Source organism: Aeromonas bivalvium (assembly GCF_046078285.1).
GTDB lineage: Bacteria > Pseudomonadota > Gammaproteobacteria > Enterobacterales > Aeromonadaceae > Aeromonas > Aeromonas bivalvium.
The window spans coordinates 1,282,433-1,296,427 of sequence record NZ_JBGXBV010000001.1; the positions used below are offsets into that span (position 1 = coordinate 1,282,433).

The 13,995-nt window shown below is 67.0% G+C and carries 12 protein-coding genes; 9 read left to right on the forward strand and 3 right to left on the reverse strand.

Annotated elements, in window-relative coordinates; all coding sequences use genetic code 11:
* Positions 1-11: 11 nt before the first annotated feature.
* Together ACEUCR_RS05800 and ACEUCR_RS05805 are read right to left on the reverse strand one after the other, a co-directional pair.
* Positions 12-1,682 carry a (2,3-dihydroxybenzoyl)adenylate synthase gene (locus ACEUCR_RS05800; protein ID WP_408788729.1) on the reverse strand — a complete coding sequence of 557 codons (1,671 nt, stop codon included), beginning with the start codon at positions 1,680-1,682 and terminating at the stop codon, positions 12-14.
* A gap of 76 nt (positions 1,683-1,758) precedes the next feature.
* Complete coding sequence (locus ACEUCR_RS05805) at positions 1,759-2,919, reverse strand: isochorismate synthase (protein WP_408788732.1); 1,161 nt, start codon at positions 2,917-2,919, stop codon at positions 1,759-1,761.
* 634 nt (positions 2,920-3,553) lie between these two features.
* Between ACEUCR_RS05805 and ACEUCR_RS05810 the strand changes: the two genes are divergently transcribed.
* The 5 genes from ACEUCR_RS05810 (at position 3,554) to ACEUCR_RS05830 (ending at position 9,325) form a co-directional block, all read left to right on the forward strand.
* Positions 3,554-4,360 carry a siderophore-interacting protein gene (locus tag ACEUCR_RS05810; protein WP_041995857.1) on the forward strand — a complete coding sequence of 269 codons (807 nt, stop codon included), beginning with the start codon at positions 3,554-3,556 and terminating at the stop codon, positions 4,358-4,360.
* Positions 4,361-4,572: 212 nt separating this feature from the next.
* A complete protein-coding gene (locus tag ACEUCR_RS05815; protein WP_408788734.1) occupies positions 4,573-5,673 on the forward strand; it encodes a 3-deoxy-7-phosphoheptulonate synthase in 1,101 nt (366 codons plus the stop codon).
* An 82-nt stretch (positions 5,674-5,755) separates the two neighbouring features.
* On the forward strand, positions 5,756-6,844 hold the full coding sequence (locus ACEUCR_RS05820) for a PQQ-dependent sugar dehydrogenase (RefSeq protein WP_408788735.1): 1,089 nt from the start codon (positions 5,756-5,758) through the stop codon (positions 6,842-6,844).
* A 43-nt stretch (positions 6,845-6,887) separates the two neighbouring features.
* On the forward strand, positions 6,888-7,016 hold the full coding sequence (locus ACEUCR_RS05825) for an entericidin A/B family lipoprotein (protein WP_041995849.1): 129 nt from the start codon (positions 6,888-6,890) through the stop codon (positions 7,014-7,016).
* 161 nt (positions 7,017-7,177) lie between these two features.
* Positions 7,178-9,325 carry a diguanylate cyclase domain-containing protein gene (locus tag ACEUCR_RS05830; protein WP_408788737.1) on the forward strand — a complete coding sequence of 716 codons (2,148 nt, stop codon included), beginning with the start codon at positions 7,178-7,180 and terminating at the stop codon, positions 9,323-9,325.
* Here the strand turns inward: ACEUCR_RS05830 and ACEUCR_RS05835 are convergent.
* Positions 9,310-10,095 carry a DeoR/GlpR family DNA-binding transcription regulator gene (locus ACEUCR_RS05835; protein ID WP_041995846.1) on the reverse strand — a complete coding sequence of 262 codons (786 nt, stop codon included), beginning with the start codon at positions 10,093-10,095 and terminating at the stop codon, positions 9,310-9,312. The genes ACEUCR_RS05830 and ACEUCR_RS05835 overlap by 16 nt on opposite strands.
* 254 nt (positions 10,096-10,349) lie before the next feature.
* Between ACEUCR_RS05835 and ltnD the strand changes: the two genes are divergently transcribed.
* The 4 genes from ltnD to otnI all read left to right on the forward strand — a co-directional run bounded on the left by ltnD (position 10,350) and on the right by otnI (position 13,974).
* Positions 10,350-11,252, forward strand: coding sequence for an L-threonate dehydrogenase (gene ltnD, locus ACEUCR_RS05840; protein ID WP_111873494.1), 903 nt, complete (start codon positions 10,350-10,352; stop codon positions 11,250-11,252).
* On the forward strand, positions 11,249-12,499 hold the full coding sequence (gene otnK / locus ACEUCR_RS05845; RefSeq protein WP_408788741.1) for a 3-oxo-tetronate kinase: 1,251 nt from the start codon (positions 11,249-11,251) through the stop codon (positions 12,497-12,499). The genes ltnD and otnK overlap by 4 nt, the downstream gene beginning before the upstream one ends.
* Positions 12,492-13,124, forward strand: a complete 633-nt coding sequence (gene otnC / locus ACEUCR_RS05850) for a 3-oxo-tetronate 4-phosphate decarboxylase (protein ID WP_408788743.1) — start codon at positions 12,492-12,494, stop codon at positions 13,122-13,124. The genes otnK and otnC overlap by 8 nt, the downstream gene beginning before the upstream one ends.
* Before the next feature lie 61 nt (positions 13,125-13,185).
* Positions 13,186-13,974: a 2-oxo-tetronate isomerase gene (otnI, locus tag ACEUCR_RS05855; protein WP_408788746.1), complete on the forward strand. Its 789-nt coding sequence runs from the start codon at positions 13,186-13,188 to the stop codon at positions 13,972-13,974.
* Positions 13,975-13,995 lie beyond the last annotated feature (21 nt).

Here is a 13,995-nt window from a genome sequence, read left to right on the forward strand (position 1 = left end):
CTTTTTTAGTTTTATGCTGTTGTCAGGGGCTGGTTGGCGGCGATGGCGTGCGCAATGCGCGCCCGCAGCCCCTGCTTGTCAATCTTGCCCACCGCCGTCATGGGCAGGGCGTCCAGGGTTTCGAAACGGTCGGGCAGCTTGAAGTCCGCCACCCCGCGCTCGCGCAGAAACTTGCGCAAGGCCAGCGGCTTCAAGGCGGGATCCGTGCTGACGATAAAGGCGCAGCTCTTCTCACCCATGGCGCTGTCGGGCATGGAGACCAGGGCCGCATGGGTGATGGCCGGGTGGTGCAGCAGCTGGTTTTCCACCTCCTCCGCCGCGATCTTCTCGCCGCCCCGGTTGATCTGATCCTTCTGCCGCCCGACCACCGTCAGGTAACCATCGGCATCCTGTACCACCAGGTCGCCAGAGCAGTAGAAGCCCTCGGCATCGAACACCCGGGCGTTGTGGGCCGGGCTCTGGTAGTAGCCACGGAAGGTATAGGGGCCTCGGGTGTGCAGGGCGCCAGGCTCGCCGGGGGCGACCGGGTTGCCCGCCTCATCGAGGATGCGCACCTCGTCGTCCGGGCTCATGGGGCGACCCTGGGTGTGAATGATTTTCTCGTCGGGATCAGAGAGCCGGGTGTAGTTGACCAGCCCCTCCGCCATGCCGAACACCTGCTGCAACCGGCAGCCGAGCAGCGGCCCAATCTTGCTGGCCACAGCTTCCCCCAGCTTGGCGCCGCCCACTTGCAGCAAGTCGAGACTCTCGAGCTGAGTGCGCGCAGTGGGATCCGCTTCGGCGGCCTGCAGCCAGAGGGAGACCGCCGGCGGCACCAGCGAGGTGAGGTTGACCCGGTGGCGGGCGATCAGCGGGAAACAGCTGATGGGGCTGGGGTCGGGGGCGAGCACCACAGTGCCGCCCGCCTCGAATACACCGAGCGCCCCGGGGGAGCTCAGGGGGAAGTTGTGGGGCGCCGGCAGGGCGCACAGATAGCGGGTATGGGGGTCGAGGCCGCAAATTTCGTTGCTGCGGCGCACGCTGTACAGGTAATCGTCGTGGGTGCGGGGGATGAGCTTGGGGGTGCCGGTGCTGCCACCGGAGAGCTGGAAGAAGGCCACCTCGTCCGCCGGAGTCGGGCCATGGGCGGGGAGTGCCAACGCCTCGCTCCTGGCCAGATCACTCAGCCAGTGAGCCAGCCCCAGCTCTCCCGCGTCCCCATCCAGCAGCACCAGTTCGGCGCCGATGACGCGCAACAGGTCACTGTGGCGCTCCCCGCTGGCGAACAGGCCATGGGCGAGCGAGCCGATAAAGAGGCGGGGCTTGATCTGCTCGGCGTAGGACACCAACTCCAGCCGGTTGTGGCTAAAGAGCGCATTGACCGGCACTATGCCGGCTTTGAGCAGGGCGAAGAACACCAGATAGAACTCGGCCACGTTGGGGAGCTGCACCAGGGCGGTATCCCCCACCCCCAGGCCGTGGCGGGCCAGACGCCCGGCCAGCCGGCTCGAGGCGGCGTCCAGCTCCCGATAGCTGAAGCGGCGCTCGCCGCAGAGGATGGCCTCGGCATCGGGGGCCAGCTCGCACTGACGCGCCAGCATGGCGGTCAGGGGCTCGCCGCGCCAGTATCCCTTGGCACGGTATTGATTCGCCAGTTCCGCTGGCCAGCGGGTATAGGGCAGAAAACGGCGGCTATCGCTCATTGCGCCACCTCCGGACTCAGGCCAAGGGCTTTCAGATTTGGCTGCCCGCTCGGCCAGCCCAGGCATTGACGTTGGCTCATTGCGCCACCTCCAAATCCAGGCCAAGGGCCTTGAGCATGGTGCCCAGCTTGGTGCCGGTCTCGGCCCACTCCATGGCGGGATCCGAGCCCGCGACGATCCCGGCGCCAGCAAAGAGCTCCACCTGATGGCCATCGAGCACGCCGCAGCGGATCACCACGGCCCACTCGCCGTTGCCCTGGCTGTCGCACCAGCCGACGATGCCGCTGAACAGGGCTCGCCGAAAGGGCTCCTGCTCGCGGATGAACTGGCGCGCGAGATCCGTGGGATAACCGCACAGGGCCGGGGTGGGATGGAGCTGGCAGGCCAAGGAGAGCACCGATGCCTCGCTGCCGTGCAGCTGGCCGGCGATGGGGGTACCCAGATGCCAGAGGGTATCCGTGCTCATCAGGGAGGGATGGGCCGGAATGGCCAGCTCGCGGCAGTGGGGGGTCAGCACCCGGCGGATCTCGTCGATCACCAGGCGGTGCTCATGCTGATCCTTGTGGGAGGCCAGCAGATCCCGGGCCACCATTTCGTCCTGTTGAGGCTCGCTCGCCCGTCTGGCCGAGCCCGCCAGGGGGTGGGTGAACACCTCTCCCCCGCTGACCCGCAGCAGCAGCTCCGGGCTGGCGCCCAGCAGGCGACGCGTCCCATCCAGGGGCAGGGAGAAGTGGAAGGCGTGGGGGTTCTGGGTCATCAGCCGGGCCAGCACCTGCTCGGGATCGGCGGGCTTGTGCAGGGTAAGGATCAGCTTGCGCGACAGCACCACCTTGGCGAGTCGTCCCTGGGCGAACGCATCCAGGGCGGCGCTCACCGAGGCCTGAAATTCGGCGGCGGCCGGGGTGCTCTGCACCGAAATGGCCTGGTTCGCGGCCTGGGGGCCGGGTTCGCACTGGCGGCGCTCGCTGCGCTCAACCTGGCCGGGCACATAGAGGCAGGAGGGTTCGGCGGGATCGAAGGCGAAGGCGCCGATCAGCAGGGGATTGGCCTGGCCTGCGGCCCTGGCGGCCGCCATGGCCGCGTCTATCTGCCGTGCCAGCAAGGGCCATTCACTGGCTGGCGTTCGGATCGGCTGACCCAGATCATTGGCCCGGATCTCTCCCTGGTTCGACGTGAACAGGACGTCGGGGGTCGCAGCCTGACGCGGCGCGCGGGTTTCCATCACTTGAGTATCCATTTCACACCCATCGAATAAGACTATAAATGATAACTATTATCAGTCCGTTATCGTGCGGCGCTAAAATACTCGCTTTGAAATCCCCGGGTCAATGGAATTTGCATGGGACAAAACTGGAGCCTTTATGTGGGTATCACCTCGAGTGCAGGACCTTGCCACCCCATGGGGGCGGGCGTGGCCCCCGCTCCGGCCCCCGGGCTGCGACAGCCGATGACTGAGGCTTTCCCGTCACGGGAGGCCAATGGCCTGGATGATGGGCAGGTATCGGATGAATACCCATCCAGGGCTAGCAATTGATCATTACTTTCATTTGTCGGAGGAGGGGGACCGCCATCGTCAGTCAGGGCCGCAGGTGGCTGAGGCTTTCCCGTCACGGAGGCCAGTGGCCTGGATGATGGGCAGGTATCGGATGAATACCCATCCAGAGCTGGCAATTGCTCATTACTTTCATTTGTCGAAGAAGCGGGGACCGCCATCGTCAGTCAGGGCCGCAGGTGACTCAGGCTTTCCCGTCACGGAGGCCAGTGGCCTGGATGATGGGCAGGTATCGGATGAATACCCATCCAGGGCCAGCAATTGATAATTATTTGCATTTATCGGAGAATGGCCACCATCGTCAGTCAGGAGTCCTTTCATGTCCCAACCCGCCCCCGTCAATCGTCCCCGTCTGCTCAGCGTCAAGCGGGTTCAGGATCTCACCCCTCACCTGCGCCGCATCTGCCTGACCGGCCCCGATCTTGCCGACTACCCCTTCACCTGTGGCGGCGCCCACATCAAGATCATGCTGCCGCAGCCGGGCCAGGCCCATGCCGTCCTGCCCACCCCCACGCCCCAGGGGCCACGCTGGGAGGATCCGAGCCAGAGGCCCATCATGCGCACCTTCACCATTCGCGCCTTTCGCCCCGAGGCCCTGGAGCTGGATATCGACTTCGCGCTCCATGGCGAGACGGGGCCGGCCAGCCGCTTCGCCCTCAATGCCAAGCCGGGGGACAGGCTCGCCATCTCGGGTCCCGGTGGTCCCAACCCCATGCTGCAGGCGGCCGACCACTACTACATGGTGGGGGATCTCACCTCCCTGCCCGCCATCTGCGCCATGGCGGAGGTGATGGCGCCCCAGGCCAGGGGCCACATAGCCCTGCTGGTGCCCCATGAGCAAGACATACTGGACATCCCGCTGCCGGCCGGGGTCGAACTGCGCTGGTTTGTCGGCAGCCCGGAGCAGACAGAGCCCCTGATCAGCCATCTCACCAGCCAGCCCATGAGCGGCGACAACAGCTACTTCTGGTTCGGTGGCGAGGAGGGGCTGGTGGTTCCCATGCGCCGCCATGTCAGACGCACCCTGGAAGTGGATCGCAGCCGCGTCTATGCCGTCCCCTACTGGCGCCATGGCAAGGATGAAGAGGCCTATCACCACGCCCGCCACGACGTGATGGACAGCTGATCTCCCCCTGCCCCGCCCGGGCCCGTGGTCGCCATGCCCGGGCCCTTGCCGTTTGCCTCTCCCCCCTCTCCTGCCCTTCGCGTTAGTGCTTGCAAGTCACGGACAAAACAAGATAATGATAATCACTCTCAATAACTGCGATGGGAGCGTCCACCGACGGATGTCGCCACGGCATCGGCCCCATCGCCCCATTCCCTCACAAGGTAATCCAGATGGCAGTCTTGAATTCGGTCATGCGCGCCGCTACCGTGACGACGCTCCCCACCCCGGCAGACCTGCTGGCACAGCAACCCTGTCCTGCCCAGTTGCAGGCCCGGATTGCACAGCATCGACAACAGGCCAGCGACATTCTGGGCGGGGAGGATGACCGCCTGCTGGTGGTGATAGGCCCCTGCTCCCTGCACGATCCCCGGGCGGCCCTCGACTATGCCAGGCGCCTGGCCCCCCTGGCCGCCCAGTACCAGGATCGGCTGCAGATAGTGATGCGGGCCTACTTCGAGAAGCCGCGCACCACTGTGGGCTGGAAAGGGCTGGTGTTCGATCCCCATCTGGATGGCAGCCATGATCTTGCCCTGGGTCTGCGCCTGGCGCGCCAGCTGCTGATCGACATTGGCGAGCTGGGCCTGGCCACCGCCACCGAGTTTCTCGACACCACCAGCTTCCTCTATCTCGCCGACCTTATCAGCTGGGGAGCGATCGGCGCCCGCACCACAGAGTCCCAGGTTCATCGCCAGCTTGCCTCCGCCCTGCCCTGCCCGGTCGGTTTCAAGAACGGCACGGATGGCAATGTCCGGGTCGCCCTGGATGCCATCCAGGCGAGCCGGGCCCCCCACCTGTTCACGACGCCGGGCAGCGAAGGGGGCATGGTGGTGGTCCAGAGCCAGGGCAATGGGACAGGTCACATCATCCTTCGCGGCGGCACCAGCCCCAATTACCATGCGGCCGATGTGGACGCGGCGGCGCAGCGCCTGCGCGGCCAGGGGCTGGCACCCCGGCTCATGGTCGATTGCAGCCACGGCAACAGCCAGAAGCAGCACAAGAACCAACTCAGGGTCGCCGAATCCCTCGCCCACCAGCTGGCCCAGGGCAGCCAGGCCATCGCCGCCGTCATGGTCGAGAGCTTCCTGGTGGAGGGCGCTCAGGCTCCCGCCCCCCTGGGGGCCCTCACCTATGGCCAGTCGGTCACCGATGCCTGCCTCGGCTGGGATGACAGCCTGAGCCTGCTTGCCCTGCTGGCCGAGGCGGTCTCGGCGCGCCGTCGCCACCTTGCCTCGGCCCCGACGCCCTGCTGGGAGGCCCAGCTGGCCAGCTGACGCCGTCAGACGCGGCGCCAGGGCCCGGCGCGGATCCCGGCCACTATACTTGGCCGGTGTCATCCTTCACCCGGAGTGCCCCATGGTGCCGCGCCTCATCCTCTGCCTCCTGCTCTGCCTCACCCTGGCCCCCCTGCCCGGGGCCAGCCCCCTCAACGTCAGCCTACTGCACCGGGATCTGGCCCACCCCTGGGGGCTGGTGTTCCTGCCCGGTGGCGATCTGCTGGTGAGCGAGCGCCCCGGCCGCCTGCTGCGCCTGGGGGCCGACGGACGGCGCCATGCCGTGACCGGCCTGCCCGAGGTAGCGGCCCAGGGCCAGGGGGGCCTGCTCGATCTCGCCCTGGATGACGAAGGCTGGCTCTATTTCAGCTACAGCGAACCCGGGCCTGGGGGCAGCAGCACCGCCGTCGCCCGGGCCAGGCTGCAAGACGATCGCCTGGTCTCCCTGCAACCCCTGTTCAGCCAGCGCCCCAAGGTGTCGGGCGGCGCCCATTTCGGCTCCCGCCTGGTGCTGGGGGACGACGGCCTGCTCTACATCACGCTGGGGGATCGCTACCACCAGCGCGACCTGGCCCAGCGTCTGGACAACCACATCGGCAAGACGGTGCGCCTGCACCGGGATGGCAGCGTGCCGGCGGACAACCCTTTTCGCCACACCCAGGGAGCCCTGCCCGAGATCTGGAGCCTGGGCCATCGCAACATGCAGGGGGCGGCCTGGCGGCCTGCGGCCGACCAGTTCTGGGCCCACGAACACGGCCCCCAGGGCGGGGACGAGGTCAATCTCATCCAGGGAGGGCAAAATTATGGCTGGCCCAGGGTCAGCTTCGGCGAGGAGTATGTCGGCGGCAAGATTGGCGAGGGGACAGCGGCGCCAGGGCTGGTCCCTCCCCTCAAGGTCTGGGTGCCCTCCATCGCCCCCTCCGGCATGGTGTTTCACTCCGGGGCCCGCTACCCCCAGTGGCGGGACAAGCTGTTCGTCGGCGCCCTGCGCGGCCAGTCACTGCGGGAGCTGACCCTGGCCGGCGACACCATCGTCGGCGAACGCACCCTGCTCGGGGAGCGGGGGGAGCGGATCCGCACCGTCAAAGAGGGACCGGATGGCGCCCTCTATCTGCTCACCGACAGCGGGTCGGGCAAGGTGTTGCGGCTGACGCCCCAGTCCCTCGACTAGACTGAGAGGGCCCGTATCCCGGAGAGTCACAAGGAGCAACACCATGAGATCCCTCAAAACCCTGATCATTTTCCTCTGCTGCGGCCTGCTGATGGCCTGCAACACCATGAGCGGCGTGGGCAAGGATGTCGAAAAAGTCGGCGAGAGCATCCAGAAGAGCGCCGACAAGTGACCCCGGGGCCGGGTGCCCCCCGCCACCCGGCCCTGCTCCCCCCATAAAGCAGTGGCTCGCCGCGCCGCTCTGTAATAAGGTTTTTCCTGCTCTTTATTCTCGACCCTATCAGTTCGATCCCGGCCGACCCATATTGCGCAGGATCCCCACAGAGACCCGTTATGCCCCCTCAGCCCGTTCTTGACCCTCTTCCCGGCCCGGCCCCCGACCTTGTCTCCTTCGCCGCCCTCATGGGCCGCCACTTCCCGGGTGCCCGGGTGCTGATCGTCCCCGCCGCCCCCATGGCTCCTGCCGCCTTCGGCTTGACCCCGGCAGAGCAGGTCCCCCTCCTCGGCCTCGCCAGCCTGTTGGGGACCGAGGCCCATTTTTACCGGGATCGGCCGCCTGCGTCTGATCTCCCCCCCGGCGCCGACATCCCGGGGGCCTGCGCCCTGATCCCCCTGGCCGGCGGCGAGGGCCGCCCCCTCGGCTGGTTCGCAATCCTGCTGCCCGGCAGCCATGACTTCACCCCCTGGGAGCGCCAGGACCTGGACAGCTTCACCCACCAGCTCGAGTGCATGCTGCAAAGCGCTCCCGGCAGCCCGGGTTGCTACAGCCAGCTGTTCGAGCTCACCTTCAACCAGTCTTCGGTCGGCATGGCCCTCTCGGCCCCGGACGGTCGCTGGCTGCGGGCCAACCAGAGCCTGTGCCGGCTGCTGGGCTATCCCGAATCCCAGCTCATCGAGCGGGACTGGCAATCCATGACCCATGGCGCGGATCTCGCGGCCGAGGTACGGTTGTTCGAGCAGCTGCTGGCGGGGGAGCGGCAGAGCTACCGGCTGGAGAAGCGGCTGCTGCGCAGCGACGGCACACCCCACTGGGTCCAGCTCAGCGTGACCCTGTGCCGGGGTCGCGGCCCCCGGCAGACCCACCTGATCGCCGTGTTCACCGACATTGACGATCGCAAGCAGGCGGAGCAGCAGCTGCGCCAGCTGCAGTCCCGGCTGGAGCAGCAGGTGGCCGAACGCACCCAGGCCCTCTCCCGCGCCCTGGCGGAGCGGGACAGGGAGATGGCCGAGCGCGCCCAGGCGCAGGCGCGGCTGATAGAAGAGAAGAACCGTTTCCAGAACATGCTGGACAACAGCAGCGCCGCCTTCATCGAGGTGAACGAGCAGGGCCGCCTCTGCGGCTGGAACCCGGCGGCCAGCACCCTGTTTGGCTGGCAGGCAGAGGCCGTGCTGGGCCGGCCGCTCACGGCCCTGTTCGATCCTGACTCTCCCTTCTGCAAACTGCTGCTGAGCCAGGATCCCCAGCCCAGACGCCAGGAGGTGGACATTCGCGATCGGGATGCTCGCCTCGTCCAGGCGGAGGTGATGGCCGAGTCGAGCCAGCATGGGGGGCGGCCGAGCCGCTTCGCCTTCATCCATGACATCTCGGCCCGGCGCAGCGTGGCCCAGCAACTCAAGCAGAGCAAGAGCCGGCTCAAGGCCATCGCCGACAACATGCCGGCCCTGATCGCCCAGATCAACCCGCAGCAGCGTTATCTGTACGCCAACCGCGCCTATCAGGAGTGGTTCGGCGTCAGCAGCGAGCAGCTCTATACCATGTCGGTGGAGGATCTCATCGGCCCCAAGGCCTACGGGGTCGCGGCCCCTCACCTGGCCAGGGCCCTGGCCGGGGAGGAGCTCGCCTTCGACACGCCGTTTGACACCCTGCAAGGGGAGCGCATGGTGCACTCCCACTATGTGCCCAACCCGGAGCCCGGCACCGGCCTCTACATACTGGCCACCGACATCAGCGAGCTGACCGAGCTGCAACGGCGCCTCGAGCACGAGGCGGCCCACGATGCCCTCACCGGCCTGCCCAACCGGCGCGCCTTCAGCCTGCGTCTCGAACGCGAGCTGGCGCGCACCCGTCAGGGCAGCGGCCACCTGGCCCTGCTGTTTATCGATCTCGATGGTTTCAAGCAGCTCAACGACAACCTGGGTCACGACTTTGGCGACCGGGTGCTGCGTTACTTCGCCAAGCGGCTGCAGGCCTGCGTGCGACCGGGAGACATGGTGGCGCGCCTGGCGGGGGATGAATTTACCCTGCTGCTGCCGGATCTCGGGGATCCCCACAGGGAAGTGCATCAGGTGTGCGAGCGGCTGCTGGCAGATCTTGCCACCACGCGGGAGCTGGCAGGCCAGCCCCTGCGTCTGACCTGCAGCATAGGGGCGGCCCTGTGCCCGCCGGGCCGGGAGATGACCCTGGATACCCTGCTCAATCAGGCCGATGGCGCCATGTATCGCGCCAAGGCTGCGGGCAAGGGGCGTTACGCGCTGGCCTGAGCCTGGGTCAGGGGCACCAGGGAGAGCTGAACCCCGTGCTGGGCCAGCATCTCCCTGGCGTTCTGGGCGAGCCTGTCATCGCTGATCACCCTATCGATCGCCTCCCAGCCCACCACCTTGAAGGTGCCCACCTTGCCATATTTGGACGAGTCGCAGATGAGGATGCGGGTCGAGGCGGCGTCCACCACGGCCCGCTTGACCGGCACCTTCTCCTCGTTCGGGGTGGAGATGCCATGGCCATCCCAGGAGGAGGAGGAGAGAAAGGCGATATCCAGATGCAGGTTGCGCAGGAAGTGGGCGGTCGCCTCCCCGGCGCAGGACTGGTTGTCGCGGATCACCATGCCGCCGGTGTGATAGAGCCGCCCCAGGCCATGCTCGATCAGGTAGGCACACACCATGAAGTCGTTGGTCACTATCATGAGGTCATCACGCAGCGCCAGCTCCCGGGCCAGCTCCAGGGAGGTGGTGCCCGCATCCAGATAGACGGTACTGCCCGCCGTCACCTGCTCCGCGGCCAGGCGGGCGATGGCCAGCTTGGCCTCCTGCATCAGGCTGCGCTTGGCGGCGTGGGAGGGTTCGCTGGTGATGCGCTCGGCCAGACTGACCCCGCCGGAGACCGACAACACCCGCCCCTGCTGCTCCAGCTTCTGGATATCCCGGCGCACCGTCATGTGGGAAACATCGAGCCGCTCGGTGAGCTCCAGTATGCTGACCACGCCGCGCTCGGCCAGCAGGTGCAATATCTGTTGCTGTCGTTCTATGGGGATCATGGGGCCTCCTCCTGTCAGTGGCGTCGCCATTCTAGCCCAACGGCATGGTAAAAAATGATAAAAGTTCATCTCGGCCACTAAAATTAACATTAAGTCACATAGACTCCCCAGCCAACGCCCTTATGAAAGGGGCCAACTGAATCAAATCACAAAAAATAACAGCCATTTAGTTAAATTTTGTGATTTGCGCCCGATATTTCACCGCCATTAGCCCCTACTATGAGCCCATACGTCGTCGCATAGAGGAACTCAGCATGTCTCACCCTTATCAGGTTGCCGTCATCGGCCTTGGCGCCATGGGCATGGGCGCCGCCCTCTCCTGCCTGCGGGCAGGGTTGCAGACCCATGGCATAGACCTGGCCCCAGCCGCCCGCGAGCGACTCGCCGCCGCCGGCGCCGCCAGTGTCGGGGCGAATGCCCACGCCATCGCCGACCGGCTCGATGCCGTGCTGCTGCTGGTGGTCAATGCCGCCCAGGTGCGCCGCATCCTGCTCGGCGAAGAGGGGCTGGCCCGCCGCCTCAGGCCGGGCACGGCCGTGATGATCAGCGCCACCATCGCCAGCGAGGAGGCGAAAGCCATCGCCGCCGAACTCGAAGCCCAGGATCTGCTGGTGCTCGATGCCCCCGTCTCAGGCGGCGCGGTCAAGGCCGAGGCGGGAGAGATGGTGGTGATGGCCTCGGGCGCCAGGGCCGCCTTCGAGCGGCTGCAACCCGTGCTCGATGCGGTGGCGGGCCGGGTCTTCGTAATAGGCGAACAACCGGGCCAGGGCAGCACGGTCAAGATCATCCACCAGCTGCTGGCGGGGGTGCACATCGCGGTGGCCGCCGAGGCCATGGCACTGGCGAGCCGCGCCGGGGTGCCGCTCGATCTCATGTACGAGGTGGTCACCCAGGCCGCCGGCAACTCCTGGATGTTTGAAAACCGCATGCCCAGGGTCATCAGCGGCGACTACAGCCCCCGCTCCGCGGTGGACATCTTCGTCAAGGATCTCAACCTGGTGGCGGACACGGCCCGGGCCCTGAATTTCCCGCTGCCCCTGGCGAACGCCGCCCTGAACCAGTTCCTCAGCGCCAGCAACGCCGGTCACGGCCTGGAGGACGACAGCGCCGTCATCAAGGCCTATGCCGGGATCCAGCTGCCGGGAGACGCACAATGAGACTCGGGGTCATAGCGGACGATTTCACCGGCGCCACCGACATCGCCGGCTTCCTGGTGGAGAATGGTCTCTCCACCCTGCAACTGGCCGGAGTGCCGAGTGGGGGAGAACTGCCCCAAACGGATGCTCTTGTGGTGAGCCTCAAGAGCCGATCCTGCTCCGCCGAACAGGCGGTGGCGGACTCCCTCGCCGCCCTCACCTGGCTGCGGGAACAGGGTTGCGATCGCATCTATCAGAAGTACTGCTCCACCTTCGACAGCACACCCCTGGGCAACATAGGCCCGGTGGCCGATGCCCTGCTGGCGGCGCTTGACCACGACTTCACCCTGATCTGCCCCGCGCTGCCGGTCAATGGCCGCACCGTCTATCAGGGCAACCTGTTCGTCGGGCCCCAGCCCCTGGCCGAATCCGGCATGCGCCACCACCCCCTCACCCCCATGACCGACAGCAACCTGCTGCGGCTGATGGATGCCCAGGGGCGCGGACGCACCGGCCTGGTGCCACTGAATACCATTGCGGCGGGCCCAGATGCCATCGCCGCCGCCCTGGCCCGCCTCAGGGATGATGGCTATCGCTACGCCGTGGTCGACACCCTGACCGAGCAGCACCTGCTGGATATCGCCGCCGCCGTGCGCGACTGGCCCCTGGTCACCGGCGGCTCCGGCCTCGCCATCGGCCTGGCCCGCCAGCTGAGCCGGGGTCAGCCCCTGGCGGCGCGGGCCGCCGGTCGCCCGGTGCCCGGCCCCTGCGCCATCCTGTCAGGCTCCTGCTCCCAGATGACCAACCGTCAGGTCGCCCGCTATCGCACGCTGGCACCTAGCCTGGCCCTGTCGGTGGAGGCCTGCCTCACCGAACCGGACTACCCGGCCCGCCTCGCCGACTGGCTGCTGAGCCAGGGGGAGGGCCCGGCGCCCCTGCTCTATGCCACCACGGCTCCCGAGACCTTAAGTGAGATCCAGCGCCAGTACGGAGTCCAGGCCGCGAGCGAGGCGGTGGAAGCCTGCTTCGCCGCCGTGGCCCGCCTGCTGGTGGCGGCGGGGGTGAGTCGGCTCATCGTCGCCGGGGGCGAGACCTCGAGCCGGGTCACCCAGGCCCTTGCCATCCACGCCTTCCACATAGGTCCCCAGATAGCCCCCGGGGTGCCCTGGGTGCGGGCCACGGACAGGCCCCTCTCCCTGGCGCTCAAATCCGGCAATTTTGGCGACGAACACTTCTTCTCCACCGCCCAGGAGGCGTTTCATGACTGAACAGGCACTGCGCGACACCATGGTGATGCTGGGGGCCTCCCTGTTCGAGCGAGGCTATGCCACCGGCGGCGCGGGCAATCTCTCGGCCCGGCTCCCCGACGGCACCCTGATCGCCACCCCCACCGGCTCCTGCCTCGGCAGACTCGGCGCCCAGAGCCTCTCCCGCGTGAGCATGAGCGGCGAGCACCTGGGGGGGGATCGCCCCTCCAAGGAGGTGGCCTTCCACCTCGCGCTCTACCACAACAACCCGGATTGCCAGGCGGTGGTGCACCTGCACTGCACCCACCTGACCGCCCTCTCCTGCCTCGATGGGCTGGATCCGGCCAACGTGATCCGACCCTTCACCCCCTACTACGTGATGCGGGTCGGCAGCCTGCCCCTCATCCCCTACTACCGGCCGGGGGATGAGCGCATCGCCGAGGAGCTGGGTCGCCGCGCCCGAGACGCAGGCGCCTTCCTGCTCGCCAACCACGGCCCCGTGGTGATGGGCAAGAACCTGGTGGAGGCGGTCAACAACATGGAAGAGCTGGAGGAGACGGCCCGCCTAGCCCTGCTGCTCCATGGCCAGCCCATTCGCTACCTGAGCGAACCCGAGATCACCGAATTGAGGAGGATGAAGCCATGAGCCAGTCCTGGTACGCCCCTCTGACCCGACACGAGCACAACGCATTGAGGAAGATCACCCCATGAGCAAGTTTGCCGCCAACCTGACCATGCTGTTTACCGAGCTCCCCTTTATCGAGCGCTTCGCCGCGGCCCGCGCCGCCGGGTTCGAGGCGGTGGAGTGCCTGTTTCCCTACGAGTGGCCGGCTGCCGAACTGGCCCGCCAGCTGCGGGAGAATGGTCTCACCCAGGCCCTGTTCAACATGCCCCCCGGGGACTGGGCGGCCGGTGAGCGCGGCATGGCCGCCATCCCGGGGCGGGAGGCGGAGTTTCGTGCCCAGCTGCCCAAGGTGCGTGACTACGCCCTGGCGCTCGGCTGCACCAAGGTACATGCCATGAGCGGCCTGATTGACCCGGCCCACTCCCTGGCCGCCCACCGCCAGACCCTGGTGGAGAACATCCGCTTCGCCGCCGACTTCCTGGCCGCAGACGGCATCAAGGTGCTGCTCGAGCCTCTCAACAGCCGGGACGTGCCCGGCTACTTCCTGGCCCACCAGCGCGATGCCCTGGCATTGGTGGAAGAGATAGACAGGCCGAATGTAGGGGTGCAGCTCGATCTCTACCACGCCCAGATCATGGACGGGGATCTCACCCGTCTCATCGCCAAGTTGGGCCCTGCCATCGGCCATGTCCAGATAGCCTCTGTGCCGGATCGCCACGAGCCGGATCGGGGAGAGATCCACTATCCCCATCTGTTCGAGGCCCTGGCCCGGGCCGGCTACCAGGGCTGGATAGGCTGCGAATACCACCCCAGCGCCGGCACCCGGGAAGGGCTGGGCTGGCTGCGCCAATGGCAATCCACATCCCGATAACACAACAAGAACGACCTACAC

Excerpts from the sequence above, each read along its gene's own strand:
- otnI (WP_408788746.1), top strand. The coding sequence starts at position 13,186 with ATGAGCAAGTTTGCCGCCAACCTGACCATGCTGTTTACCGAGCTCCCC.
- ACEUCR_RS05825 (WP_041995849.1), top strand. The coding sequence starts at position 6,888 with ATGAGATCCCTCAAAACCCTGATCATTTTCCTCTGCTGCGGCCTGCTG.
- ACEUCR_RS05810 (WP_041995857.1), top strand. The coding sequence starts at position 3,554 with ATGTCCCAACCCGCCCCCGTCAATCGTCCCCGTCTGCTCAGCGTCAAG.
- ACEUCR_RS05820 (WP_408788735.1), top strand. The coding sequence starts at position 5,756 with ATGGTGCCGCGCCTCATCCTCTGCCTCCTGCTCTGCCTCACCCTGGCC.
- ACEUCR_RS05835 (WP_041995846.1), bottom strand. The coding sequence starts at position 10,095 with ATGATCCCCATAGAACGACAGCAACAGATATTGCACCTGCTGGCCGAG.
- ACEUCR_RS05815 (WP_408788734.1), top strand. The coding sequence starts at position 4,573 with ATGGCAGTCTTGAATTCGGTCATGCGCGCCGCTACCGTGACGACGCTC.
- otnC (WP_408788743.1), top strand. The coding sequence starts at position 12,492 with ATGACTGAACAGGCACTGCGCGACACCATGGTGATGCTGGGGGCCTCC.
- ACEUCR_RS05805 (WP_408788732.1), bottom strand. The coding sequence starts at position 2,919 with ATGGATACTCAAGTGATGGAAACCCGCGCGCCGCGTCAGGCTGCGACC.
- ltnD (WP_111873494.1), top strand. The coding sequence starts at position 10,350 with ATGTCTCACCCTTATCAGGTTGCCGTCATCGGCCTTGGCGCCATGGGC.
- otnK (WP_408788741.1), top strand. The coding sequence starts at position 11,249 with ATGAGACTCGGGGTCATAGCGGACGATTTCACCGGCGCCACCGACATC.
- ACEUCR_RS05800 (WP_408788729.1), bottom strand. The coding sequence starts at position 1,682 with ATGAGCGATAGCCGCCGTTTTCTGCCCTATACCCGCTGGCCAGCGGAA.
- ACEUCR_RS05830 (WP_408788737.1), top strand. The coding sequence starts at position 7,178 with ATGCCCCCTCAGCCCGTTCTTGACCCTCTTCCCGGCCCGGCCCCCGAC.